26 protein-coding genes and 2 tRNA genes are annotated in these 25,326 nt (G+C 70.3%); 11 read left to right on the top strand and 17 right to left on the bottom strand.

Features of this window, described 5'->3' with window-relative positions; all coding sequences use genetic code 11:
- Window positions 1–72 precede the first annotated feature (72 nt).
- Window positions 73–333 (bottom strand): hypothetical protein, encoded by a 261-nt coding sequence (locus QRN30_RS12945; RefSeq protein WP_071250308.1) that lies wholly within the window; start codon window positions 331–333, stop codon window positions 73–75.
- A gap of 275 nt (window positions 334–608) precedes the next feature.
- Complete coding sequence (locus QRN30_RS12940; RefSeq protein ID WP_284761187.1) at window positions 609–1,202, bottom strand: hypothetical protein; 594 nt, start codon at window positions 1,200–1,202, stop codon at window positions 609–611.
- Between the two features lie 118 nt (window positions 1,203–1,320).
- On the opposite strand from QRN30_RS12940, the gene QRN30_RS12935 reads away from it, so the two are divergent.
- Window positions 1,321–1,572, top strand: a complete 252-nt coding sequence (locus QRN30_RS12935; protein ID WP_042540092.1) for a hypothetical protein — start codon at window positions 1,321–1,323, stop codon at window positions 1,570–1,572.
- A gap of 253 nt (window positions 1,573–1,825) precedes the next feature.
- Window positions 1,826–2,485 carry a hypothetical protein gene (locus QRN30_RS12930; protein ID WP_284761186.1) on the top strand — a complete coding sequence of 220 codons (660 nt, stop codon included), beginning with the start codon at window positions 1,826–1,828 and terminating at the stop codon, window positions 2,483–2,485.
- 625 nt (window positions 2,486–3,110) lie between these two features.
- Here the strand turns inward: QRN30_RS12930 and QRN30_RS12925 are convergent.
- Window positions 3,111–3,182: transfer RNA gene (locus QRN30_RS12925), tRNA-Arg, on the bottom strand.
- 13 nt (window positions 3,183–3,195) lie between these two features.
- Window positions 3,196–4,299 (bottom strand): epoxide hydrolase family protein, encoded by a 1,104-nt coding sequence (locus tag QRN30_RS12920; protein ID WP_284761185.1) that lies wholly within the window; start codon window positions 4,297–4,299, stop codon window positions 3,196–3,198.
- Window positions 4,300–4,515: 216 nt separating this feature from the next.
- Between QRN30_RS12920 and QRN30_RS12915 the strand changes: the two genes are divergently transcribed.
- Window positions 4,516–5,208, top strand: coding sequence for an HAD family hydrolase (locus QRN30_RS12915; RefSeq protein ID WP_284761184.1), 693 nt, complete (start codon window positions 4,516–4,518; stop codon window positions 5,206–5,208).
- A gap of 90 nt (window positions 5,209–5,298) precedes the next feature.
- On the opposite strand, the gene QRN30_RS12910 is transcribed toward QRN30_RS12915, so the two are convergent.
- From QRN30_RS12910 to QRN30_RS12895, 4 genes are all read right to left on the bottom strand, one after another.
- Window positions 5,299–6,444 carry a TIGR03364 family FAD-dependent oxidoreductase gene (locus QRN30_RS12910; RefSeq protein WP_284761183.1) on the bottom strand — a complete coding sequence of 382 codons (1,146 nt, stop codon included), beginning with the start codon at window positions 6,442–6,444 and terminating at the stop codon, window positions 5,299–5,301.
- A gap of 298 nt (window positions 6,445–6,742) precedes the next feature.
- A complete protein-coding gene (locus tag QRN30_RS12905; RefSeq protein WP_159556992.1) occupies window positions 6,743–7,237 on the bottom strand; it encodes an HNH endonuclease in 495 nt (164 codons plus the stop codon).
- A 354-nt stretch (window positions 7,238–7,591) separates the two neighbouring features.
- Complete coding sequence (locus tag QRN30_RS12900; protein WP_051067405.1) at window positions 7,592–8,563, bottom strand: C40 family peptidase; 972 nt, start codon at window positions 8,561–8,563, stop codon at window positions 7,592–7,594.
- Between the two features lie 242 nt (window positions 8,564–8,805).
- Entirely contained in the window at window positions 8,806–9,501 is a 696-nt protein-coding gene (locus QRN30_RS12895; RefSeq protein WP_140448489.1) for an iron-dependent transcriptional repressor DtxR, read from the bottom strand.
- 184 nt (window positions 9,502–9,685) lie between these two features.
- On the opposite strand from QRN30_RS12895, the gene serC reads away from it, so the two are divergent.
- A complete protein-coding gene (gene serC / locus QRN30_RS12890) occupies window positions 9,686–10,801 on the top strand; it encodes a phosphoserine transaminase (RefSeq protein WP_056071769.1) in 1,116 nt (371 codons plus the stop codon).
- 87 nt (window positions 10,802–10,888) lie between these two features.
- Here serC and QRN30_RS12885 read toward each other — a convergent pair whose 3' ends face one another.
- Together QRN30_RS12885 and QRN30_RS12880 are read right to left on the bottom strand one after the other, a co-directional pair.
- Window positions 10,889–11,689 (bottom strand): DUF3027 domain-containing protein, encoded by an 801-nt coding sequence (locus QRN30_RS12885; protein WP_284761182.1) that lies wholly within the window; start codon window positions 11,687–11,689, stop codon window positions 10,889–10,891.
- 4 nt (window positions 11,690–11,693) lie between these two features.
- Window positions 11,694–12,071, bottom strand: coding sequence for a cold-shock protein (locus tag QRN30_RS12880; RefSeq protein WP_017888041.1), 378 nt, complete (start codon window positions 12,069–12,071; stop codon window positions 11,694–11,696).
- Window positions 12,072–12,126: 55 nt separating this feature from the next.
- Between QRN30_RS12880 and QRN30_RS12875 the strand changes: the two genes are divergently transcribed.
- The 5 genes from QRN30_RS12875 (at window position 12,127) to QRN30_RS12855 (ending at window position 18,491) form a co-directional block, all read left to right on the top strand.
- Entirely contained in the window at window positions 12,127–12,426 is a 300-nt protein-coding gene (locus QRN30_RS12875) for a hypothetical protein (protein WP_167578319.1), read from the top strand.
- Window positions 12,427–12,454: 28 nt separating this feature from the next.
- Window positions 12,455–14,221, top strand: a complete 1,767-nt coding sequence (locus QRN30_RS12870; RefSeq protein WP_284761181.1) for a helicase-associated domain-containing protein — start codon at window positions 12,455–12,457, stop codon at window positions 14,219–14,221.
- 48 nt (window positions 14,222–14,269) lie between these two features.
- Window positions 14,270–15,967 (top strand): DNA repair helicase XPB, encoded by a 1,698-nt coding sequence (locus tag QRN30_RS12865; protein ID WP_017888044.1) that lies wholly within the window; start codon window positions 14,270–14,272, stop codon window positions 15,965–15,967.
- Between the two features lie 51 nt (window positions 15,968–16,018).
- A complete protein-coding gene (locus QRN30_RS12860) occupies window positions 16,019–16,714 on the top strand; it encodes a response regulator transcription factor (protein WP_017888045.1) in 696 nt (231 codons plus the stop codon).
- Between the two features lie 79 nt (window positions 16,715–16,793).
- Entirely contained in the window at window positions 16,794–18,491 is a 1,698-nt protein-coding gene (locus QRN30_RS12855; protein ID WP_031260211.1) for a sensor histidine kinase, read from the top strand.
- A gap of 210 nt (window positions 18,492–18,701) precedes the next feature.
- Here QRN30_RS12855 and QRN30_RS12850 read toward each other — a convergent pair whose 3' ends face one another.
- The 7 genes from QRN30_RS12850 to QRN30_RS12820 all read right to left on the bottom strand — a co-directional run bounded on the left by QRN30_RS12850 (window position 18,702) and on the right by QRN30_RS12820 (window position 24,737).
- The gene (locus QRN30_RS12850) at window positions 18,702–19,598 is read right to left on the bottom strand and encodes a hypothetical protein (RefSeq protein ID WP_214518648.1); all 897 of its coding nucleotides are present in this window, start codon (window positions 19,596–19,598) and stop codon (window positions 18,702–18,704) included.
- 306 nt (window positions 19,599–19,904) lie between these two features.
- Entirely contained in the window at window positions 19,905–21,527 is a 1,623-nt protein-coding gene (gene groL, locus QRN30_RS12845) for a chaperonin GroEL (RefSeq protein ID WP_017888048.1), read from the bottom strand.
- 257 nt (window positions 21,528–21,784) lie between these two features.
- Window positions 21,785–21,988 carry a cold-shock protein gene (locus QRN30_RS12840; protein ID WP_017888049.1) on the bottom strand — a complete coding sequence of 68 codons (204 nt, stop codon included), beginning with the start codon at window positions 21,986–21,988 and terminating at the stop codon, window positions 21,785–21,787.
- Window positions 21,989–22,168: 180 nt separating this feature from the next.
- On the bottom strand, window positions 22,169–22,780 hold the full coding sequence (locus QRN30_RS12835; protein ID WP_017888050.1) for a LytR C-terminal domain-containing protein: 612 nt from the start codon (window positions 22,778–22,780) through the stop codon (window positions 22,169–22,171).
- A complete protein-coding gene (locus QRN30_RS12830; protein WP_231564081.1) occupies window positions 22,777–23,088 on the bottom strand; it encodes a DUF3263 domain-containing protein in 312 nt (103 codons plus the stop codon). The genes QRN30_RS12835 and QRN30_RS12830 overlap by 4 nt, the downstream gene beginning before the upstream one ends.
- A 96-nt stretch (window positions 23,089–23,184) precedes the next feature.
- On the bottom strand, window positions 23,185–24,264 hold the full coding sequence (locus QRN30_RS12825) for a DUF2332 family protein (protein ID WP_284761180.1): 1,080 nt from the start codon (window positions 24,262–24,264) through the stop codon (window positions 23,185–23,187).
- The gene (locus QRN30_RS12820) at window positions 24,264–24,737 is read right to left on the bottom strand and encodes a GNAT family N-acetyltransferase (RefSeq protein WP_042539303.1); all 474 of its coding nucleotides are present in this window, start codon (window positions 24,735–24,737) and stop codon (window positions 24,264–24,266) included. The genes QRN30_RS12825 and QRN30_RS12820 overlap by 1 nt, the downstream gene beginning before the upstream one ends.
- 65 nt (window positions 24,738–24,802) lie before the next feature.
- Between QRN30_RS12820 and msrB the strand changes: the two genes are divergently transcribed.
- A complete protein-coding gene (gene msrB, locus QRN30_RS12815; protein ID WP_017888054.1) occupies window positions 24,803–25,210 on the top strand; it encodes a peptide-methionine (R)-S-oxide reductase MsrB in 408 nt (135 codons plus the stop codon).
- Between the two features lie 37 nt (window positions 25,211–25,247).
- Window positions 25,248–25,323: transfer RNA gene (locus QRN30_RS12810), tRNA-Thr, on the top strand.
- Window positions 25,324–25,326: the final 3 nt, after the last annotated feature.

Genomic DNA, 25,326 nt, shown 5'->3' with positions numbered 1-25,326 from the left:
GAAGCGCCGGCGGGGTACCATCCTCGCCGGCCGCTGTACCAACTGTGCCTGGCAGAGCTGAGACGCCCGCCGCTACTCGTCGTCGTCGTACGACTTGCAGAGGGACCCCGCTCGGAGCGTGACCACCGCTGCCTTCTCACCGTCGGGGTACTGGATGCTCACGGACGGCGAAGGGTCGTCGCGGGTGGCGCGGATGAACGTCTGCCCGTTCGACCGGTCCGTGTCCACATGCGTGTAGCCGACGTCCGCCCACACCCGTTTCACCTTCTGTGTGATGTCGCTGAGGTCTCGCTTCGACACCGTCTCGAGGTAGGCACCGTCCGCTTCCCCCATGGAGTGGCCCGAGAAACCGGCCCAGTCCTTTGGTAGGCAGTCCGAGGATGCCAGTCCGCGGGTCAGTGGACCGTCGAGTGGTTGCTGCGCGGACCAGTACCGCCAGGCTGTGTGTCCCCCGGTGGCATCGATGACGTCGTTCAGCACCTCATACATCTCCGCGTCAGCACGGTCGGCCTGCTGGTGTGTGTAGATCGTCGGCGTGCTCGCACATCCGGTTGTCACCGCGGCGAGCGCCGCCATGACCGTTGCAGCGGCAATCCGGGTTGCGGTTCTCACGATGGTGCGTCAGTCGGGTCGTCGTACCGGTCCGGCTCGTCGTCGTTGAGGTAGTCGTAGGACTGGCAGATGGAGTCCCCTTCGAGCAGGACCTTCTGCTTCTCCTTCGTGTCCCGGTAGGTGAAGGTCAGCGTGGGGGAGGGCGCTTCGTGGGCGGCGCGAACGACGATGCCGTCGTCGGCGCCGGCGTCGGTGCTGACGTCGGTGCTGACGTCGGTGGTGATGTTCGTGTAGCCGGCGGCCGTCCAGACCTTCTTGACAGCTGCGAGAGTTGCATCAGCATCCACGAAGTCGGTTGAGTTCAAGGAGGCGCCGTCGTAGTCGCCGAGCGGGTCGCCTGCCATGCCCATTCCGTTGGTGGGCAGGCATTCACCGCCGCCGTTGCTGTGGTCACCGGTACCGACCGGTTTGTCCAACGGCTTGTTGGACGACCACGCCTTCCATGCTTGGAGACCGCCGGTGGCGTCGATGGTGTCGTTCAGGACGGTGAACATCTCGTCGTCGGCGGAGACCGCTTCCGAGTGCGAGTAGATGGTCGGCGTCGAGGCCTTGCTGCATCCTGTGATGGTCGCGGCGAGCGCCGCGACCATGACGACAGCGGCGACGCTGCGGCTGGTTCCCCTCATGGTGTTTCCCCTCCCCCGAGACTGACCAGGATGGCACAACCTCCCGCCACGGAGGTGCGGCCGGTCCGCGCATAGGGGCAGCATGCCGCACCCCTTCGACGAGATCCCGGACCTCGCGACCACCCTGTCCGAGGAGGCGGAGCGACTTCGCAGCGCCGGTGTCAGGGCCGCGCTGCAGGTCGTGCACAAGGTGCTGAACCGGGAAGCGCTCGGACCGCGTCTCGCCGTCGGCGAGTTCGCCGGTGTGCAGAAGGACCTGCTGCGTGTGAACGTCAAGGTCGGTCAGGCAATCCTGACCGACCGCATCGTGGACCGGCAGCTCCCGAACACCTGACAGATTCGCCGACCTGGCCGACAGGTCATCGTGCCCCCCCGACTGTAGGAGTCCCATCATCGCTGTACTGAATCGCCGCCGAAACGCCCTCATCGCGACAGCCGCGGCCGTCATCCTCGGCGGTATCGCCGTCGGCACCGGCGTGACTGTGGCTGCGAACGCGGAGACGGTCCGTCAGTGTGACGCTGCCCGCGGGAAGCTGTCGAAGGCGTCTGCCGTCGCGAAGAGGGCGACAGCCGCGGCCGACACCGCGGTGAAGAAGTCCGAGGCGACGCAGCTGCCGCACACGGACGGCTGGACGTCGAAGAAGTACGCCGACAAGCCCGCCTCCACCGCGCAGCCACACGGCAGCAGCGGAAAGGACCGGCTCGCCGCCGTCACCACCCAGCAGAAGAAGCTGCAGTCGCTGGCGACCGCGCCAACATGTGAGTCCCGCGGCGACGCGGAAGCGGTCACCGAGCGCGCGGCGGTTCTGGCGATGACTTCGAAGCAACTCACCACGGCGGCAACTGACCTGGCTGATGACTTCCAGACGTTCCAGGCGGACGAGACGACCCGCGTCGCCGCGGAGAAGGCAGCAGCGAAGAGAGCTGCCGAGGAAGCCGCCGCGAAGAAGGCCGCGGAAGCGGAAGCCGTCCGGCGAGCAGCGGCCGCGGACGCTGCCCGCCAGGCAGCCGCACGCGCAGCTGCGGCGACAGCGGAAACCAGCACCGAGTCCGGTGTGACGCAGCGCTCGACTGGTGGCGGGCCGGCGACGGGCGGAACGACGTCCGGGCAGAGCGACAGGGTGACCGCTCCGTGGGGCTCCACTGCGCCGCGGAAGGGCCCAGAGTTCGTCGGTGGCGGCGGAGTCGGCTCTGGCGGCGGTGGCTGCTGGACCGACAACGGCGTCGGCGGCACCAAGCGCTGCTGACCAGCGGTGTCGGGACGGTACGCCGACGCGGACGCTGAGGACATGCTTGAACTCCGGCACATCTTCATCGGGTTTCGAGACGCGCAGTAGCTGCGGGCGTGCAGAGCCTCATCCTCGGTGCGTCCACCGGCACAGCCCTCGTCAGCGCCGTCGGCGGGACTGCTGCAGGTTTCAAGAAAACCCAGTCAGAGCAAGCAGGGAGGGTCAAACGCAGCAACGGCACGGTGCCGGTGTGCGCGGAGAGACCGGAGTGAGTGCAAGCAAGACTGACCTGGGCTTTTTCTGGCACTTCCCGGAATGTCCCGCTGTGTCCCGCATCCGCGCACAAGGTTGGCGGCCGTGTGTGCTGCGACCGGGCTGTCATCCTCGCGTGGCTTGACGCTGTGCGGGTCGCCTGATGGGGCGTCCCGAAGGCGAGGAAGGCACCCGCTGACGCGCGAGTAGCCCTGCAGATGCTCGCCCCGATGCAGACGCCGATCGACTGACCCGGCCCCGACACCGACGAAGCGGCTGCATCCACTTGGATGCAGCCGCTTTTCGTGTCGGACCGGCGGTCATGACCGCTGGGTAACCGTTGACCTGGGTGAAACTTGGGCTTGCGGACCGCCGTACTTCCGGTTGTTTGTGCCCCTGGAGGGACTCGAACCCCCAACCGTTTCCTTAGGACGGAACTGCTCTTCCATTGAGCTACAGAGGCTGGCCCGTCCACTCTAGCGGCGGAAGGGGCCCAGGAACGCGTGCAGTTCGTCGACGAACAGGTCGGGCTGCTCGAACGGCGCGAAGTGCCCGCCGCGGTCGAGTTCGTGGTGGAACACGAGGTTCGTGGTCCGCTCGAGCCACTCGCGCGGCGCCCGCACCAGGTCGCCGGGGAAGATCGAGAACCCGGACGGCACCTCGACCCGTCGCTCCAGCTGCTCCGCAGGGATCGCGGCGTTCGCGTGGTACATCCGCATCGCCGAGCCGATCGTGGCGGTGGCCCAGTACTCGGTGAGCAGCGCCAGGACCTCGTCGCGCGTGTAGACCGACCACAGGTCGCCGTCGCAGTCGCTCCACGCCCGGAGCTTCTCGACGATCCAGGCGGCCAGCCCAGCGGGTGAGTCGTTCAGCCCGACCGCTGCGGTCTGCGGCTTCGTCCGGTGCAGCATCGCGTAGGCGCCCTCGGCGGTGCGCCAGCGGTCGGTCGCGGCGACGAACTCCCGTTCGGCGGCGGACAGCGTCGACGGGTCGAGCCCCGGCCAGGCGAGCCCGCCGTCGATGCGGTGCACGGCGACGACCCGGTCGGGGTGGTCGAGTGCCAGGTACCGGGCGACGTGTGTGCCGATGTCGCCACCGGAGACCGCGAACCGCTCGTACCCGAGATCCGTCATCAGTGTCGCCCACATGCCGGCCACCTGCCGGGCGTCGAGCACCTGCGGCGGCGCATCCGAGAAGCCGTACCCGGGCATGTCCGGCACGACGACGTCGTACCCGGCGTCGACGAGCATCGGCGGCACCTTCCGGTACCGCCAGCCGGAGTCCGGCCAGCCGTGCGCGAGCAGGACCGGCAGCGCGTCCGGCTGTGCGGCCCGGGCGTGCAGCACGTGGATGCCGATGCCGTCCACGACGGCACGACGCGAGGGCAGCGCGGCGAGCGCGGCACGGTGCGCGTCGAAGTCGAAGCCGTCGGCCCAGTACTCGACGAGTGGCCGCAGGACGTCGTAGTCGGCACCGAGCGACCAGCCGACCCCGGCGGGTGCGTCCGGCCAGCGTGTGGCACGCAGCCGCGCGCGCAGGTCGTCGATGGTCGCGCCGTCGATGTGCGGTGTCTCGCCCATGCGGCCGACGCTACGCGGCGCCACCGACGCAGATCGGCGAGCGCGGACCGGAGCCGCTCCCCCTGGCGGACCGGCTGCATGTCCGCACAGGCCGTGACGAGCCTCCCGGCGGCGTTCACCTGGCGGACACCCGCGCATCGTCTGCCCGCCATGGGGTGCGTCGACGCTGGTCGGACCGCGCCGGTCCCGGCGTGGCGGCACGTACCCAGGAGTCCCATGATCTCGCTCGTCTGCCTCGACATGGCAGGAACCACCGTCGACGACGGTGGCGTCGTGCTCGACGCCTTCCGCACCGCGCTCACCGACGTCGGCCTCGAGCGTGGGAGCGCCGAGCACGACCACGCCGTGCAGTACGCCGTCGACACCATGGGCCAGTCGAAGATCGCCGTCTTCACGGCGCTCTTCGACGGGGACGCCGTCCGCGCCGAGGCTGCGAACACCGCGTTCGAACGCGCCTACGCACGCACCCTCGACCGGGGCGTGCGGCCGGTGGACGGTGCCGTCGAGACGCTCGTCGCACTCCGCGCCGCGGGTCGGCAGATCGCGCTGACCACCGGGTTCTCGCCCGCGACGCGTGACGCGGTGCTCGACCTGCTCGGCTGGCGGCCGCTGGTCGACCTCGCGCTCTCCCCCGCCGACGCCGGGCGCGGGCGCCCGTACCCGGACATGGTGCTCACCGCCGTGCTCCGGACCGGCACCGACGACGTCCGTGCCGTGGCGGTCGTCGGTGACACCGTTGCCGACCTGCTCACCGGGCACCGCGCCGGCGCCTCCGTCGTGGCGGGCGTGCGGACCGGGACGCACCAGGACGCGGACTTCGCGACGGTCGAGCACACCCACGTCCTCGACTCGGTCGCCGAGCTTCCGTCGGTGCTCGCCGAGGTCGACGAGGCCGTGGCCGCGGTGTGACGACCGCGTGACGACCTCGCCGGTGCCAGAGGCCGCCGGGGTCGCAGCGTTGGTCGGCCTGGTCGGCGGCTGCGCGGCTGACGGTCCCCCTCAGCCGAGGACCGCCGGGGCGATGCCGAGGCCGGTCGTCATGCCGATGCCCGTGGTGACCGTCACGACGTCGACGCCGGGCAGCGGCTGGTCGATGAGGAACTCCCGCCCCGGCGCCGAGGCGTAGACGCCCTGCCACCGGTCGACCACGGAGACCGGCGCACCGAACAGGCGCTCGGTCTCGGTGACGAGCAGCCGGAAGCCGTCCTCGTCCTGGAACGGCGGTGCGTCGACCCCGCGCTCGTGGGTGTCCCCGACGATGACGCTGCCGTCCGGCGGCGACGTGTACATCTGGTTGAGGTCCCAGCGGACTCCCTCGGGCAGGTCGGCGGCGAGCCGGTCCCGCAGTGCTCCCGCTCCGGGCATCGCGGCGAACCCCGAGTAGCGCAGCAGCGACCACCCGGTCAGCAGCGGTGTGGCGATTGGGAAGGCGAGCGGGATCGTCGCACGCAGCATGTGGAGCCGGCAGCGGACCAGGCCGATCGACTCGGCGAGCTCCGGGAAGAGCTGGTCGAGGTCGTGGTTCGTGCAGACGACGACCCTGGTCCCCTCGACGACGCCGCGACCGGTGCGGACGGCGCCGGCGGCGACCTCGAGCACGGGGGTGCGCCAGAGGAAGGTGACCCCCTGCTCGGCGAGCCAGCGCGCGATCGCGGGTGCTGCCTCCCGGGGGTCGACCTGCAGGTCGTGCGCCAGGTGCGCGCCGCCCAGGGCGGTGTCCGGGTCGACCGGCACGGCCGCGGCGATCTCGACCGCGTCGGCCAGCCGCACCTCCGCGCCCGAGTCGCGGTACTCCTCGAGCACCGCCATCTCCTCGGGGCGACGGGCGACGACGTGGGCACCGAGTTCCCGAGCCGTGAAGCCGGCGAGCTGCGCGAGTGTGAGCCAGCGGCGGCGTGCCTCCTGGGCGTACCCGGCTGCCTCGCCGGTCTGCGGGGTGACGCAGGCGTGGCCGAAGTTCCGGACGCTCGCCCCGACGACCGCACCCGCACGGTCGACCACCGCGACCCGGGCGCCCTGCCGGAGTGCCTCGTACGCCATGCCGAGTCCCACGATGCCCGCGCCGACCACGACGACGTCGTACCGTTCGGTCAGTGGCTGGTGGTCCGTCTCGGTGTCGAGTGCGGTGCGTGCGGAGCGGGGCATGGAGACCTTTCGGGCAGTGCGGGACGCCGGTCCGGTGCGGACGTCGCAACTGTCGCAGGCAACCGGTGGGGCGGGGTTCCGTCCCGGTGCACACGGCGTGGACGGCAGGTGAAATCGATCGGCACCTGTCCGGACAGCCCGGCCGGGTCAGGTGGTCTCGGTGCCGCCCGGCGTGGCGCGGCGGTCCCGTCGACTGCGGAGCCGCGTGCCCTGCACGCGCGTCAGGGCGGACGGGAGGCCCGTGGCGGCGTCGCCACGGGCCTCCCGTCCGTCTCGTGGTGCCTCTTACCGACGGCCGCTACGCGGCCACGAGGTACTCGTCCCACTCCGCCTGCGGGCGCTCGATGCCACGCACGACCCACGAGGACCCGTGCGGCACCTTCGGCGGGAACCGGAGGCGCCACCCCATCTCCTGCGGGGTGCGGTCGCCCTTGGTGTTGTTGCAGGTCAGGCAGCAGGCGACCAGGTTCTCCCACGAATCCTGCCCACCGCGCGACCGCGGGTGCACGTGGTCGATGGTGGTGGCGTGCCGGCCGCAGTAGGCACAGTGGTTGCCGTCGCGACGCAGGACGCCGCGACGGGACACGGGCACGAGCCGGGAGTGCGGGATGCGGACGTAGCGGGTGAGGATGATGACTGTCGGACGTTCGTAGCTGGACGTCGACCCGGTGACCGGGTGTTCGACGTCGGCCGCGACGACGGCGGCCTTCTGGTTCATGACCAGCACGATGGCTCGTCGGAACGAGATCACCGCGAGGGGCTCGTAACCGGCGTTGAGGACGAGAGTGCGCATGGGTTCCCTTCCGACGTGCCTGGACGGCTTCCAGGCGCTGCGGGTGCGTCGGACCGACGACGCGGAACGGGTGAACACGGCCTGTTCACACCCCTGGAACCACGAAGAGCACCACCCGGATGGGCAGTGCTCTCGTCATGCAGGGGCGTGCTCGTGCACGCAGGCTGTGCTCGACCATATGTCGACATGCGCGCGCCGACCCATGGTGCGGGTCGTGCGGAACGTCGACATGAGGGTCTCCTGTTCGCGCCGGTGCGGACCGGTGCAGCGTCAGGTTAACCCAGAAACCGGCCCGGCACGAGGGTGTGCGGGCCGGTTCTGGAGAAGTTCACACTCCCCCGGGGGCAGTGTTCGCTAGATGCCGAAGCGGACGATGTGGTAGTCGCTCGTCCAGATCGGGCGGATGGACACCGCGCCACCGGGCTTCGGGGCGTCCATGATCATGCCGTTGCCCATGTAGAAGCCGTCGTGCGCCTCGTTGTTGAAGATGACGACGTCGCCGGGCTGCGCCTCGGACTCGGGGATCGTGGTGCCGGCCTGGTCCTGCAGCGGCACCGAGTGCGCCAGGTTGATGCCGTACTGGGCGTAGACGAACATGATGAAGCCGGAGCAGTCGAAGCCCGAGGGGTCAGCGCCGCCGACGACGTACGGGGTGCCGATGTACTGCTTGGCGGTGTTGACCACGGCCGGCAGCGAGAACGGGGTGTTCGCCGCCGACGAGCTGGCTGCGTACTCCGCCGCGGACGGCCCGGTGTACGAGGCGTACTGCTTCGCGGTCGCGGCGCGGGCGGCCTGCGTCTCCTTCGCCTGAGCTGCGGCCTGCTTCGCTGCAGCGGCCTGGTCGGCGGCTGCCTGCGCGGCCGCCTTCTCGGCGTTGAGCGTCGCGGTGGAGGTGGCGCCGTAGCCGTCACGGCTCGTGTCCGCCAGCGCCACGGCGTCGGACACCGACAGCTCCTGGCTCTGCGTGGCGCGGACCTGACGCTGGGCGTCCGCGGCGACGGTCGAGTTGCTGGCGGACGTCGCGGCGAAGGCCGGAGCGACCGCGACCGTCCCGAACATGCCGGCGGCGACGGTGAGGACGACGGGCGCGAGGAACTTGCGCTTCCGCGACACCGAGCTGGCCTTCGCGGTGCTCGCGGCGGCGGCGGCCTGCGCGGCACGACGACCGCCGGGCAGCGGAGCGGAGCGCACCGGCACGACCTTGCGGACGGCTCGGCCCTCGGTCTCGCGCACGGCCCGCCGGGTGAGCGGGGCGGTGGTGGCGTTCTCGGTGTTCGTCGGGTTCGCGGGCGTCTGGTCGTCCGCGGCGGTACCGGTCTGCGTCAAGAGGTGTGTCTCCAACGTCTCGTCATCACGCCGCCGTGGGTGTCCGGCGGTGTGCAACCCCATCCGTTCGTCATCGTTTCCGATCGAGGCAGGAGACGGGTTCGAGACGTCCTGCCACGGGTCTCCGGCTCAGGGGCAGCACGGCGACTCGGACGAGTGTACGGAGGCGTCGTTACCGTGTCGAGACAAAACGCCCCGAGGTAACGAATCGGTAAAGACTCTCAGGGACGACCCCGGAGGGGTCAGTCGCGCTCGATGTAGACGTGCTGGGCGACCTCGATGGGGAGCTCGATGCCCGAGTCTTCGCCCTCGACACGGACCGCCACGTAGGCCCCCGCACGCTGCACACTGCCGACCCGGCCGGGCATGACGCCCGCTGTGCGGAGCTGGTGGAGGAGCTCCGGCTCGAACTGCACGGGCTCACCGAGGCGCCGGATGACCCCGGTCGCCACGGCGTCGGTGCCCTCGGTCGCGGCGACGATGTTGTGGACGCCGTCGAGGAAGCCCGCGGCCGCGGGGCCACCGATCTCGGCCAGCCCGGGGATCGGGTTGCCGTACGGCGACTCGGTCGGGTTGCCGAGCATCTCGAGCAGACGGACCTCGACCTGCTCGCTCATGACGTGTTCCCACCGGCAGGCCTCGTCGTGCACGAACGCCCAGTCGAGTCCGATGACGTCAGCCAGCAGGCGCTCGGCCAGACGGTGCTTGCGCATCACGTGGGTGGCGCGGGAACGGCCTTCGTCGGTGAGCTCCAGGTGCCGGTCACCGGAGACGACGACCAGACCGTCGCGCTCCATCCGGGCGATGGTCTGCGAGACCGTCGGGCCCGAGTGCCCGAGGCGCTCGGAGATGCGCGCACGCAGCGGCACGATCCCCTCTTCTTCGAGGTCGAGGATGGTGCGAAGGTACATCTCCGTGGTGTCGACGAGATCGGTCACGGTCCGCCTCTCATGTCTGGGCCCAGCGCCGACCACACTACTTGTTCGCACCGACGAACACCGACCGGCGCCCGGGCACACGTGAGAAAGGGTCATCGGACGCGGTGAGCGGGTGCGCCGGACCCACCCCGTCCGGCCGGTACACGGGCGGGGGCATGCGGATCGGCGTCGGTAGGATCGGTGCATGGCAGACATCGTCATCCCGGCCGAACTCCTCCCCACCGACGGTCGCTTCGGCTGCGGTCCGTCGAAGATCCGCGGTGCACAGCTCGAGGCACTCGTGACGCGCGGCGCCACGGTCCTCGGCACCTCGCACCGCCAGAAGCCCGTGAAGGACCTGGTCGGCAGCGTCCGCTCCGGCCTCGCCGACCTGTTCCAGATCCCCGAGGGCTACGAGGTCGTCCTCGGCAACGGCGGCTCGACAGCGTTCTGGGACGCCGCCGCCTTCGGCCTCATCGAGCGTCGGGCCGAGAACCTGTCCTTCGGCGAGTTCGGGTCGAAGTTCGCCAAGGCCGCCGCAGCCCCGTGGCTCCAGGCTCCGCACGTCGTCGAAGCGCCGGGCGGCTCCCTCGCCGCACTCGAGCCGGTGGACGGCGTCGACGTCTACGCCTACCCGCACAACGAGACCTCGACGGGCGTCATGGCCCCGGTCGTCCGAGCGACCGGTGACGCCGGTGCCCTGACCGTCGTGGACGCGACCAGCGCCGCAGGTGGTGCCCTGTTCGACGTCAGCGCCACCGACGTCTACTACTTCGCGCCGCAGAAGAACTTCGCCTCGGACGGCGGGCTCTGGCTCGCACTGCTCTCCCCCGCGGCGATCGAGCGGATCGAGCGCATCGCCGCATCGGACCGGTACATCCCCGAGTTCCTGTCGCTGAAGAACGCGGTCGACAACTCGCGCCTGAACCAGACCCTGAACACCCCGGCGATCTCCACGCTGCTGCTCCTCGACGAGCAGGTCCGGTGGATGAACGAGTCCGGCGGTCTGGCGTGGGCGGACCTCCGCACGAAGACCTCGTCGTCGACGATCTACGACTGGGCCGAGGCGAGCGAGTACGCCACCCCGTTCGTCACCGACGCCGCTGCGCGGTCGCAGGTCGTCGCCACGATCGACCTCGACGACTCGATCGACGCCAAGGCCGTGGCCGCGACGCTGCGCGCCAACGGCATCGTCGACACCGAGCCGTACCGGAAGCTCGGCCGCAACCAGCTGCGCGTCGCGACGTTCACCGCGATCGACCCGGACGACGTCGCGAAGCTCGTGCGTGCGATCGACTTCACGGTCGACGCCCTGCGCTGACGCCGGGGACACCCGCCGGAACGCCGAACGGGCCCGGCACCACCAGATCGGTGGTGCCGGGCCAGTTCGTTCGTCGGTGCGGGTGCGTCAGGCGCGGTGGAAGTCCGGGTCGGCCTCGCCGGCGTCGAGCTGGTCCACCTCGAGGTCGGCGTCGGGCTCGACCGGCTGCACGCGGCGGGCACGGCGGCGGCGCGGCGACTGCGGAGCCTCATCCTCGTCGGCACCGTCGGCACCGTCGGTGTCGCTCACATCGGCGAGCGCATCGACGTCCACGCCCTCGATGTCGTCGTCGTCCGACTCGTCGAGGTCATCCTCGTCGGCATCGAACTCGTCGTCGTCATCATCCGACTCGTCGTCGTCCTCGTCGTCCGAGTCGTCGTAGTCGTCGTCTTCGTCGTCGTCCGACTCGTCTTCGTCGTCATCCGACTCGTCGTCGAACTCGTCGTCGTCATCGTCATCGTCCGACTCGTCGTCCTCGTCCGACTCGCCGTCCTCTGCCTCGTGCTCCTGCGCGGCCCGGTACTCGGCCAGCCGCTCGGACCACGGAACCCACTCGGGTGCGACGAGCGCGCCGTCCCCGGGCATCAGCTCGACCTCGAGCACGGTGGGTTCGTCGTCGCCGATCTTCGCGACACTGACGGTCCAGCGCCACCCGGGGTACCCGGGCAGGCGGTTGGCGAACAGGACGGACACGACGCCGTCCCCTTCGTCAACGGTGCCGACGGGTGCGCCGACGGTCGACTCGGGGGTGACCTCGAGCAACGCCTCGCGCGCCAGGTCGGTGTAGTCGATGGACGCTGCGTCGATGGGCGCTGCGTCGATGGACACGGCGTCGGTCGACGCTGCGTCGGGAGCCGACTCGGCCCCTGCTGTCTCGGACTCGGTCATGGGGTCACGCCTCCAACTGGTCTGCGACGTGCCGCAGGATGGCGGCGATGCGATCGCCGTTCTTCGGGTAGCGGCCGTGGCGGAGGTCTCCGCTGATCCGGTCGAGTTCCTTCACCAGGTCCTCGACGATCACGGCCATGTCGTCCGCGGAGCGACGGGTCATCCGCGACAGCGACGGCTGGGGTTCGAGCAGCCGCACGGACAACGCCTGCGACCCCTTCTTGCCCTGGACGACGCCGTACTCGAGCCGCGTGCCGGCCTTGACGGTCACGACGCCGTCGGGCAGCGAGGACGCGTGCAGGAACACCTGGTCGCCGTCGTCTCCGGTGATGAAGCCGAAGCCCTTGTCGTCGTCGTAGAACTTGACCTTGCCGGTGGGCATGCGTGGACTCCTCGAGGTCGTGGTACGGCCGTGGTGCGTCGGATATCCTGGGTCGATGGCCAATCCGACCCGATCAACCGGGAACCCGCAGGATTCCGCAGAACCCCCGCTGACGTTCAATCGTACCGAACGCGCTCTGGCGTTCATGATCGGTGGCATCTTCATCGCTGCCTTCCTCTGCATGGCTGCCATCATCGTCATGTGGCTGACGGCCTCGAGTGCGCAGGCGTCGATGCCGTGGCCGGTGATCATGGCGGTCCCGCTCATCGGCTTCCCGATCGGCATGGTGCTGGTCTTCACGCTCCTCGCCATCACCTGGACGCGTCGCGCACGAGCGAACCGGACGGCTCGCTGACGTCCGCCCCGGACGCTGGCACCGGACGATGACGACCACCGCCGACCTCGCCGCCCGACTCCGGGCGATGCCGGACGACGCGCTCCAGCGCCTCGTCGCGGCGAGGCGACTCCCCACCGCTGCACTCGCCGAGACCGGCCCGCAGCGCATCACCGACTTCTTCGACCTCGCCGAGGCGCTCCGCGGCGACGACGCGGTGGACGCCGCCGTCGAGCACCTGCCGCGCGCCACGATCCTGGCGCTCCGCGACGGCGGTGCCGTCGACGCGCTCGGCCCCGCGGTCGAGCTCGGCCTGGCCGACCAGGACGGCGCCGTCGACGACGCGGTCGCCGCACGCGTGGCCGCCCACCCCGACCTCACCTCACTCGACGAACAGCCTGGAGGCCCGGAGCCGGTCCGCCCCGCTGCTCCCGTCCTCGACGCCGCGGCGCTCGAGCGTGCGCGCACCACGGGCGCGGAACAGGCGTTCGCGACGATGACCGTGCTCGCGGAGCTGCTGCGGGCGGTCGACGCCGGCGCGGTCCGCGAACTCGTCAAGGGCGGGATCGGCATGCCGCTCGCCCGGACCCTCGCGGAGCGCATCGGCACCGACGCCGAACTCGTCGCCGGTCGCCTGGCGCTGCTCGACGGCATCGGGTTCGCCGACCCCGACACCGGACGCTGGATCGTCACCGACGCCGGGCACGCCTGGTTGCTCGCCAGCTGGCCGGAGCGCTGGGTGTCGCTGGTGGCCGCGTGGTCGGACACCCTCCCGCCGGCCGTGCACGAAGTGCTCGCGCGGGCCGACGGCGACCTGCGCGACCTCGTACCGCTCGGACGCTGGGCCTACCCGGCCGGATCCCGCTGGCTCGACGCCCTGCTGCTCGACGTCGCCGGCACCGCGGCGTCGCTCGGCCTGGCCGTCGACGGTCTCGTCACGAGCACGGGCCGGGCGCTGTTCGACGGCGACGCCGAGCAGGCCGCCGACGACCTGCCGGGCACCGTCGAACGGGTCTACTTGCAGCACGACCTCACCGTCATCGCGCCGGGGCCCCTCGCACCGGTGGACGACGACGCCCTGCGCACGGTCGCCGTGCTCGAGGCACCGGGGCTCGCGGCGCGGTACCGCATCTCCGAGGACACCCTGCGCACGGCGTTCCGGGCCGGGCACTCCCGCGACGACCTGCTGGCGCTGCTCGGGCGACTGTCGGCCACCGGTATCCCGCAGCCCCTGGCCTACCTGATCGACCAGGTCGCCGGACGCGACGGCAGCATCGTCGTCGACCGGGGACCCGGCGGTGTCGGCACCGAGGTCCGAGGCACCCCCGACCAGCTCGACCTGATCGGGGTCGACGCCGAACTCCGGCAGCTCGCCTGGGACCGGCCCGACCTGACGACGCTGACCACGCGCTACCCGCCGCACGTCGTGCACAACGCGCTCGAGGACCAGCGCTACCCGGCCGTCCTGACGACCGCAGCCCGTCCCGAGGCGCACCACGGGCCTCCCGGCCGGCGCAGCCCCACCGGACGCTCGCCGGAGCAGTCGGCGCACGCACTCGTCGAACGGCTCCGCCTGACGACCCGGCGCGGCGACGCGGAGCCGGAGCAGGAGTGGCTCGGTCGGCAGATCGACCTGGCCGTCCGCGGGCGCACGCCGATCCGCGTGACCGTCCGGATGCCGGACGGCTCGGAGCGACCGTTCTCGATCGTGCCGACGTCGGTCGCCGCCGGACGCGTCCGCGGGCGGGACACCGCCGTCGACGTCGAGCGCACGCTGCCGCTGTCGCTCGTCGTGTCGGTCGAGAGCGACGCCTGAGCCGTGCGGTCACCAGTACGCAGGCGCTGACGGCTAGGCTGGCAGGTCATGAACGGACCGCTGATCGTGCAGAGCGACCGCACCGTGCTCCTCGAGGTCGCGCACCCCGACGCCGAGGACGCACGCCACGAGCTCGCGGCCTTCGCCGAGCTCGAACGCGCTCCCGAGCACGTGCACACCTACCGGATCACCCGACTCGGACTCTGGAACGCGCGCGCCGCGGGCCACGACGCCGAGGCGATGATCGACACCCTGGAACGCTTCGCGAAGTTCCCCGTGCCGCAGAGCGTCACGGTCGACATCCGCGACACGGTCTCGCGCTACGGACGACTCGTGATCCGTCGCGAGGAACGCCCCGACGCGCCCGTGATCGCGAACTCCCCCGCCGAGGAACTCGAGCGGCTGCCGCTCCTGCTGCTCACCGCCGAGGACCCGTCGGTGCTCGCCGAGGTCATCCGGTCGAAGCGGATCAAGCCGCTGCTCGGTGACATGCGGTCCTCGACGGAGGTCGAACTGCAGCCGTGGGCGCGTGGGCAGATCAAGCAGGAACTCGTGAAGCTCGGCTGGCCGGCCGAGGACCTGGCCGGCTACACCCCGGGCCAGCCGCACCCGATCGACCTGGACACCGCCGAGTGGCACATGCGGCCGTACCAGGAGCAGGCGGTCGACACGTTCTTCGCCCAGGGCTCCGGCGTCGTCGTGCTGCCCTGCGGCGCGGGCAAGACGCTCGTCGGCGCCGGTGCGATGGCGACCGTCAAGGCGACGACGCTCATCCTGGTCACCAACACGGTCTCGGCGCGGCAGTGGCGCACCGAGCTCCTGAAGCGCACGACCCTGACGCCGGAGGACATCGGCGAGTACTCGGGCAGCGTCAAGGAGATCCGGCCGGTCACGATCGCGACGTACCAGATCCTCACCGCCCGTCGGAAGGGCGAGTACACGCACCTGTCGCTCCTCGATGCCCTCGACTGGGGCCTCATCGTCTACGACGAGGTGCACCTGCTCCCCGCTCCGGTGTTCAAGCTGACCGCCGACCTGCAGGCCCGCCGACGCCTCGGCCTCACCGCCACGCTCGTGCGCGAGGACGGCCGCGAGGGCGACGTCTTCTCGCTCATCGGGCCGAAGCGCTACGACGCCCCGTGGAAGGAGATCGAGGCGCAGGGCTACATCTCGCCGGCCTCCTGCTACGAGGTCCGCATCGACCTGCCGCACCAGGACCGCCTGGAGTACGCGGCGTCGAGCGACGACGAGCGCTACCGGCTCGCCGCGACGTCGCCGGCGAAGACCCCGGTGGTGCGGGAACTCATCGAGAAGCACCGCGGTGAGCAGATCCTGGTGATCGGGCAGTACATCGACCAGCTCGACGAACTGGCCGCGTCGCTCGACGCGGCGGAGATCACCGGAGCGACCCCGGTCGACGAACGGGAGCGGCTGTACGACGCGTTCCGGTCCGGCGAGGTCGACGTGCTCGTCGTGTCCAAGGTCGCGAACTTCTCGATCGACCTGCCCGACGCGACCGTCGCGATCCAGGTGTCCGGCTCGTTCGGGTCCCGGCAGGAAGAGGCGCAGCGGCTCGGCCGACTCCTCCGACCGAACAAGGACGGCCTGCCCGCCTCGTTCTACACGCTCGTGGCCCGGGACACCGTCGACCAGGACTTCGCGCAGAACCGGCAGCGGTTCCTGGCGGAGCAGGGGTACTCCTACACGATCCTCGACGCCGACCAGGTCCAGACGCCCGTGGGCTGACGTACGAAGCGCTCTCAGGAAACCCCGAGGGAACAGTCAGAAGATAAGACCATGAGCGATGGCCCCAAGATCCTGATCGTCGACGACGAGCCGAACATCCGCGACCTCCTGACGACCTCGTTGCGCTTCGCCGGCTTCGCCGTGCGTGCGGTGGGCAACGGCGCACAGGCGATCTCCGCCGTGCTGGAAGAAGAGCCGGACCTCATCATCCTCGACGTGATGCTGCCCGACATGAACGGCTTCGGCGTCACCAAGCGCCTGCGTTCCTCGGGCTACACCTCGCCGATCCTGTTCCTGACGGCGAAGGACGACACCGAGGACAAGATCACCGGCCTCACCGTCGGTGGTGACGACTACGTCACCAAGCCGTTCTCGCTCGACGAGATCGTCGCCCGCATCAAGGCCATCCTCCGTCGCACCATGAACGACGAGGAAGACGCGATCATCCGCGCCGGTGAGCTCACGATGGACCAGGACACGCACGAGGTCACGATCGGTGACGCGCAGATCGAGCTCTCCCCCACCGAGTTCAAGCTGCTCCGCTACCTCATGCTCAACCCGAACCGCGTGCTGTCGAAGGCGCAGATCCTCGACCACGTGTGGGAGTACGACTTCAACGGCGACGCGGGCATCGTCGAGAGCTACATCTCGTACCTGCGCCGCAAGCTCGACCAGTACTCCGCCGAGCCGATCATCCAGACCAAGCGCGGCTTCGGCTACATGCTGAAGGCGTCCAAGGCTTCCTAGGGGCCAAGGCCCCTCGGGGCTCGACTTCACGGCGGCCGTCCGGTTTCACCGGGCGGCCGCTGTCTATCGTTGAGGCAGCATGCACACGCGAATGAACCACTGGTGGGACGGGATCTCCCTGCGCACCAAGATCACCGGGATCACGGTGCTCCTCGTCGCGCTCGGACTGCTCGTCGCCGGACTCGGCACGATGACGGTGCTGTCCACCTACCTCATGCAGCAGCTCGACAACACGGTCAAGCAGACCACCGAGCAGCTCGAGGGCCAGAACATCAGTGACGGCGAGCAGTACTGCAAGCTGTCCGTCGTGGTGTCGCAGAGCGCCTACGTCGCCGCGTACGACGCCGACGGCGACCGGATCTGCCAGACGAAGGCGTCGAGTCGGCCCGACGTCCGCGAAGCCACCCTGGTGCAGGCCGCGCAGTCGAACCAGCGCATCTCGCTCTACGACAGCCAGCACGACCACGAGTGGCGTGCCCAGATCATCCCGGCGTCGCTGCAGAACCAGTCCGACGGCACCACCGAGACCGGCTACGTGCTCATCGCGGTCTCCAGTGCCGGCACCGACGAGACGATCGGCAAGTTCACCGCGATCTTCCTCGGGTTCGGCGCCTCGGTCATCCTGCTCGGCGCCATGCTCACCCGGCTGCTCGTCACCGCGACCTTCGACCCGCTGCGCGACGTCGAGGACACCGCGGCCCGGTTCGCCGCCGGTGACTTCAACCAGCGCCTCGAAGCCGACACCCCGAACACCGAGGTCGGCCGGCTCAACCGCTCCCTCAACGTGATGCTCGAGCGGATCGACTCCGCGTTCGAGGACCGTGAGCGCACCATCGACCAGATGCGCCGGTTCGTCGGGGACGCCTCCCACGAGCTCCGCACCCCGCTGGTGTCCCTGCGCGGGTACGCCGAGCTGTACCGGATGGGTGCCCTCCGCAAGGAAGAAGACGTCGCCCAGGCGATGGAGCGCATCGAGAAGGAAGCGCAGCGGATGGGCCTGCTCGTGCAGGACCTGCTGCAGCTCGCCCGCATCGACGAGTCCAAGCCGCTCGAGCTCGGCCCCGTCGACCTCGTCGCCATCGCCCGCGACTCGGCGCTCGACACCATGGCCTCCAACCCCGACCGCGAGATCCAGGTCCTCGTCGAGGACTCCCTGACCGGCGAGAGCGTGCCGCAGGCCGTCCGTCCGTCGTCGTCCCCGTCGTCCGTCGTCTCTCCGGACACCGGCGAGGCACCGCCCGTGTCGCCGACCTCGGCGAACACCACGGGCCCGATCGCGTTCTCGCGCCAGACCATCGCGCGCCTCCGAGCCCGCCGCACGCGCGCGATGAACATCGACGCCGGCGCCACACCGACCGACGAGACCACGCCGCTGCCCACGGTCGTGCTGCCGAAGCGCCCGCCGATCGTCCTGGCAGAGGAGAACAAGATCCGCCAGATCGTCACGAACCTGATGGGCAACGCCATGCGGTTCACGGCGCACGACGACCCGATCGAGATCGGCATCGGCGTGGACGACGAGCGCGGCATGGCGCACCTCGACGTGATCGACCACGGTGAGGGGATCCCGCCGCAGCTGCGCGAGAAGATCTTCCAGCGCTTCTGGCGTGCCGACACCTCGCGCGCACGCGACACCGGTGGCTCGGGTCTCGGACTCGCCATCGTGTCCGGGATCGTCGCGGCGCACCACGGCTCGGTCGAGGTCTTCGACACCGAGGGCGGCGGCGCGACCTTCCGCGTCTGGCTCCCCCTGCTCCCCCGCGACTTCGCCGCCTGACCGCCTGACCGGCGAGGGCCGTGCGTCCCGCGGCGTCCCGGCCGTCCCGCGGCGTCCCGGCTGGTCACAACACCCCGTTCACGGCCGCCGAGTGGTCACGATCTGTCGTCTGCGCACTCGCTGACCGACCGTTCGTGACCGACCGGCGCACAGCCGACGACATGTCGTGACCGCCCGACGAAGTACTCATCCGCGTGGCACATGCTGCTCTCACGCCGAGCGCCGACGGTTTCCGACCGCACGGACCTCGAACGCCTGCCGGAGCCGCTCGAACAACAGTGCGGGCCGGTGGGCGTCCGACGCCGTCGCGTGGATCACGAGCCAGTCGTTCACCACGAACCCGTTGTCCCGTCGTTGATCGTGTCGGAAGGTGTCACGCTCGCGGTGGTGATCGCCGTCGTACTCCAACGCGATGCCGAACTCCGGCCACGCCATGTCGACGCGGCCGAGGAACCGTCCCGCACCGTCGTGCACGTCGACGTTCAGCTCCGGCTCGGGGAACCCCGCTTCGACCACTGCCAGACGGAGCCAGGTCTCCTGCGGCGACTCCGCCCCGGCCCGGACGAGTTCCAGCGCGCGCCGAGCAGCGAGCGCGAAGCGTGTGCCGGGACGGATCGCAGCACGGAGGTCGTCCGCAGTCGCGAGACCCGACACTCCGACGAGGTGGTCCCCGATCGCGACCAGGCCGTCACGGTCCACGACACCGGCGCACTCGAACCACATCTGCGCGGGCGAACTGACCCGGCGCTCGCGGTGTTCGACGACGGTCGGCCGACGGATGCGGTGCGCGATCACGTCCGGCCGACGCATCCGGACCCCGTCTCCCACAGTGGAGACGTGCACGGTCCGGAGCGATTGCACCGACTGCGGCAGTGGCGCACCCCAGATCGCAGCGGCGGTCGTGTGACTGAAGAACTGGTCGGGACGCATGACCAGGGCGACGGCGTCGATGAAGTCCACCGAGTCGATCGGAGCGCGGACACCGTGGACCGGGGCTGCCAGGTCGGCACGTCGGAGTCGTTCCGGATGAATGCCACCACCCACGGCATCGGCCACGCGGAAGGTGGATCGGTCGAACGGAGCGGGGAGGCGACGGGCAGCTGGCATGCCGTCATGGTCGCTGCAGGGCACGCGAGCCGACCACCTGCGCTCGGAACCTGTGGAGAACGAGGTGAGTCGGGCCTCCTGTGCGGGAGTGGTGAGGCGCGACACGAGCAAGCCGCATCCACGAGCCGGTCATGACTCCCCGCTCCTGCGCCGCCGGACGGTCACGAAGTGTCGACGGGAAGCGGCCAAACCGACGGTTCATGACCGCGCCGCGAGCCTGAGCGGGGTGTCGTGACCAACAGACCCACCCGCACACACAGAAGGGCCCCACACGCGCAGCGTGCGGGGCCCTTCCGTCAGGCGGACTTAGAAGTCCATGCCACCCGTCGGGTCGCCAGCCGGAGCAGCGGGGGTGCGCTCGGGCTTCTCGGCGACGACGACCTCGGTGGTCAGGAACAGACCGGCGATCGACGCAGCGTTCTGCAGAGCCGAACGCGTGACCTTGGCGGGGTCGATGATGCCGGCGGCGATCAGGTCGACGTACTCGCCGGTCGCGGCGTTGAGGCCCCAACCCGACTCGAGCTCGCGCACCTTGGCGGCGACGACGCCAGGCTCGAGACCGGCGTTCAGCGCGATCTGCTTGAGCGGCGCGTCGATGGCCACGCGGACGATGTTCGCACCGGTCGCCTCGTCACCCTCGAGCTCGAGGGCCTCGAGTGCGACGGCACCGGCCTGGATGAGGGCGACGCCACCACCGGCGACGATGCCCTCTTCGACGGCAGCCTTCGCGTTGCGGACGGCGTCCTCGATGCGGTGCTTGCGCTCCTTGAGCTCGACCTCGGTCGCGGCACCCGCCTTGATGACGGCGACGCCACCGGCGAGCTTCGCGAGGCGCTCCTGGAGCTTCTCGCGGTCGTAGTCGGAGTCGGTCGCCTCGATCTCGGCACGGATCTGGCGGACACGGCCGGCGATCTGCTCGGCGTCGCCGGCACCCTCGACGATCGTGGTCTCGTCCTTGGTGATGACGACCTTGCGGGCACGACCGAGCAGGTCGAGCGTCGCGTTCTCGAGCTTGAGGCCGACCTCTTCCGAGATGACCTGGCCACCGGTGAGGATCGCGATGTCCTGCAGCATGGCCTTGCGGCGGTCGCCGAAGCCCGGAGCCTTGACGGCGACGGACTTGAAGATGCCGCGGATCTTGTTCACGACGAGCGTGGCCAGGGCCTCGCCGTCGACGTCCTCGGCGATGATCAGGAGCTGCTTGCCCGCCTGGATCACCTTGTCGACGACCGGCAGGAGGTCCTTGATGTTCGAGATCTTCGAGTTGACGATCAGGATGTAGGCGTCCTCGAAGACGGCTTCCTGACGCTCGGGGTCGGTGACGAAGTACTGCGACAGGTAGCCCTTGTCGAAGCGCATGCCCTCGGTGAGCTCGAGCTCGGTGCCGAAGGTGTTCGACTCCTCGACGGTGACGACGCCTTCCTTGCCGACCTTGTCGATGGCCTCGGCGATGAGCGCGCCGATCGTCGGGTCAGCGGCCGAGATCGACGCGGTCGCGGCGATCTGGTCCTTGGTCTCGATGTCCTTCGCGTTGGCGAGGAGCTGGTCGGAGACGGCGGCGACGGCCTTCTCGATGCCGCGCTTGAGCGACACGGGGTCGGCACCGGCGGCGACGTTGCGCAGGCCTTCGCGGACGAGGGCCTGGGCGAGGACGGTCGCGGTGGTCGTTCCGTCACCGGCGACGTCGTCGGTCTTCTTGGCGACCTCCTTGACGAGCTCCGCACCGATCTTCTCGTACGGGTCGTCGAGTTCGATCTCCTTGGCGATGGAGACACCGTCGTTCGTGATCGTGGGGGCGCCCCACTTCTTCTCGAGGACGACGTTGCGGCCGCGCGGGCCGAGCGTCACCTTCACGGCGTCGGCCAGCTGGTTCAGGCCGCGCTCGAGGCCACGGCGGGCCTCCTCGTCGAAAGCAATGATCTTAGCCATGTGGTTTTTCGTCCCTCCCGGACGTCGTCTTGGGGGTCGTGCTGGCACTCAGCGTGAGCGAGTGCCAACGCCGATTCTGGCACTCGACGGGTGCGAGTGCAACACAGTCGGGAGGCTCGTGACGACTTCCCAGGACACGCCACGTCCGGCGGACCCCGCACCACCGCCGCGGTCGCGCTCCCCGCACCTGTCCTCACCCCCGCACACGACGAACGCGCCGCCCCTGACGGGACGGCGCGTTCTGGAAGTGGTGCCGCTCAGGCGGGGCGGACGGATTCTGCCTGCGGGCCCTTCGACCCGGTCCCGACGTCGAACACGACGGCCTGGCCCTCCTCGAGGACCTTGTAACCCGACATGTCGATGGCCGAGTAGTGCACGAACACGTCCTGGCCCCCTCCATCCACGGTGATGAAGCCGAAGCCCTTCTCAGCGTTGAACCACTTCACGGTTCCGTTGGCCATGATCTCTTGCTCCCTGGTACTGCAGTGCGGAACGACGTGATCGTCGTCTGCATGGGACTCTGACCGAACGCGCCGGATCAGGCAAGAGGTGTGACGTTGTTTCACGTCGATTCCGTCAGAATTCAACGTGCCCGAAACACACCCGTCACACAATGCGCGAAAAACGCGGTGGTGCCGGGATCAACCGGTGTAGTCCGCGCCGAGGACGACACTCACGTCCGCGTTCGGGAACGCCGCCGACTGCTGCACCGCGGTGACCCCGAGCTGCTTCGCGATGCCCTGCGCGACCGCCGCCTGCGACGCCTGCTGGTAGTAGACGATCGTCGACGTCGAGCCCGTCGTGCCGGCGTCACCGGTCGAGGCGACCTGCCAGCCGGCACCGGTCAGCGCCGCACTCGCCCGGCTTGCCAGGCCCGTGGTGGTCGTGCCGTTCAGGACCACCACGGTGGTGGTGCCCTGCTGCGCCGGCGTCGCGGCCGCGGCACTGCCCGCGCCGGACCCCGCGGAGCCCGATCCGGCCGACGAGGACGCGGACGGCTTCGACGTCGCCGAGGGCTTCGCGGTGGCGGACGCCGACGTGGACGCCGACGGAGAGTCCGAGCTGTTGAAGGAGTAGCTGCCGTTCAGCAGCGCGAGCACGAGCACGCCGATGCCGACGAGCACCCCGGTGGCGAGTGCCGCCCAAGCGAAGGCGATCCAGCCACGGCCGCGACGCTGGGCACCGCGGTGCGCACCGACCCGCGGGCCGTCGGCGACGTCGTCGAACCGGTCTCGGGGGAATCTCGTGCTCATCGTTCCTCTTCACGTCCTTCGGGAGCCACGCCTGGCGCGACGAAGCTGCGCGTGGCCCGGGCGCTGGTGCGCGCGTGCCGGAGCCGCTGCAGCCGGCTGACGAGCTGCGGGTCGTACGCGAGTGCCGCGGGCGAGTCGATCACGCGGTTCAGTACCTGGTAGTAGCGCGCCGCCGACATCTCGAACTCGACCCGGATCTCCGCTTCCTTCGTGCGGTCGTGCCGTGCCCGGTCCTGCTCGAACGACAGCACGCGCTGGGCGAGCTCACTGAGCTGCTCAGTGCTGCGTTCGTCGGTGGGGCTGGTCACGGCGGTTCCGATCACGGTCGGGTAACGGGTCTCGCACATCGTAGGGGTGGAGTCGATCCGGACCCTGGCACGGGGCTGGACTGTCGCGAACACTGGTCACAGGTTCGGCGCACGGAACCACCGCACTCGGGTACCGAACGGGTCGGAGACGGCGACCGCGACCCCGTCGATCGAGGCCGTCGCGAACGCATCCGGGTCAGCGGCGTCGACGTCATCGGGGAGCGTCGCGGCCACCCCGCGCAGGATCCCGGTGCGCTCGAGGGCGATCCAGTGCACCCCCCGCTCACGGATCCGGTCCACGAACCGTTGCCGGTCCGCGCCCGGCACGTAGACCAGGGTCCCGGTGGTCAGGACGACCGGTTCGACGTCGTCCGGCAGGGCGTCCAGTGCACGGTCGAGGTCACCCGGCAGCGTGCCGACGAGCCGGTCTGGAGGCACGGGGAGCGTCGCGCGCGCCGCCTCGCGCATCAGGGCGATCCGCTCCGTCGCCTCGGGCGGGACCGCCTCGACCAACCGGTCGAACGCGCCCGGTGCGGCGAGGTCGATCGGGTTCGGGTCGAGCGCGATCCGCGCGCCGATCCGGATCGGCCTGCTCGCAGGAGCCGGAAGGACCCCGGAGACGTCCGCGACGAGACGGACCGCGGGTTCGTCGACCGCCGTGTGCATCCGGACGAGCTCGGTGCGCGCCCCGCCGTGGTCGTCGCGCCCCGAGGAGTCGGGGCGCGACGACGGCACCGGGGCGCGTTCCGCCGACACCCGGGACGCCGACGTCCGGTGGTCGAGCGTCACCCGGTCCGGGATCGAGCACAGCCCGGCGGCAGCCCCGGCATCGACCAGGCCGAGCGGCCGTACGGAGCGTTCGGCGAGCGCCGCGAAGAGCGGGACGACCGGGGCGAGCCGCCGCGGGTCGTTGGCCTGCACCGTGGCGGACGCGAGGGCCGTGACCAGCGCGGGGCGGGCCTCCAGGCCGAGCGCGCCGAGCGCACCCGGGTCCGACGGGTCCGCGCCCAGCCGCCGCGCGACCGCGAAGAACAGTTCCGGCTGCCGCTGCTGCTCGGGGACCTCGGCGAGGAGCGCGACGAGGGCGTCGTCGAGCGACCGTGCCCAGGCGGCGTACGACGGTGAGACCGCCTCGATGCGGTCGGCGTAGGCGGCGTACCGGGCCCGGGTGTCCATCAGCGCCCGGGCCGGTGCATGCCGACGTGGCGGATGCCGGCCTCCACGTACGGCTCCCCGAACCGCACGAAGCCGTACCGCTCGTACAGGGCCGCGACGTACTCCTGGGCGTGCAGGACGAACGGATCGTGTCCGTGCTCGTCGAGGACGGCGGCGACGAGCCGGCCGGCGATCCCCTGCCCGCGGTGGTCCGGGTCGGTCGCGACCCGCCCGATGACCCACGCCGGCGACTCGGCGCCGTCCGGGTGGACCTCGTCCACCGCCGGGCGGATGAGCCGCAGGTACCCAACCGCAGCGGTGTCCGTGCCGAACCACCAGTGCTCGGTGTCGGGCTCGCGGTCACGGCCGTCGAAGTCCTCGGCGGTGACCCGCTGCTCGAGCGCGAACACGCGGTTGCGCAGGACGACGATGCCGTACAGTGCGTCCGTCGTCAGACGGGTCCAGCGGGCGTGGTGCACGGAATGCTCGGACATCGTGGCGAGTTTAGTGAAGTGGTCGGGAGTGCCCGGAAGAGCCCGGCCGGAAGCAGGAGGAACCAATGGCATACAACGTCGACAAGTCCGACGCCCAGTGGCGCGAGGAGCTCTCCCCGGACCAGTACGCCGTCCTCCGCCAGGCGGGGACCGAACGACCGTGGACCGGTGAACTCCTCGACGAGGAGCGCGCCGGCGTCTACACCTGTGCGGCCTGCAACGCGGAGCTGTTCAAGAGCGGCACGAAGTTCGACTCCGGCTGCGGCTGGCCGTCGTTCTACGAGTCGGTGAACCCCGACGCCGTGCAGCTCATCGAGGACAACTCGCTCGGCATGGCCCGGACCGAGGTCCGGTGCGCGAGCTGCGGTTCGCACCTGGGCCACGTGTTCCCCGACGGGTTCGGCACCCCCACCGGTGACCGGTACTGCATGAACTCGATCTCGCTGAACTTCTCGGAGAAGTCGGGCGAGTGAGCCCCGGACGCCCTCACCGGTAGGATGAGCGGCGTCAGCCGGCATGGCGCAATTGGTAGCGCACCGTACTTGTAATACGGGGGTTGCGGGTTCAAGTCCCGCTGCCGGCCCCAGAA

Source organism: Curtobacterium sp. MEB011 (assembly GCF_030209655.1).
Taxonomy (GTDB): domain Bacteria; phylum Actinomycetota; class Actinomycetes; order Actinomycetales; family Microbacteriaceae; genus Curtobacterium; species Curtobacterium poinsettiae.
The sequence above is the reverse complement of the archived record's forward strand: the minus strand, read 5'-3'. Positions and strand labels throughout refer to the sequence as shown.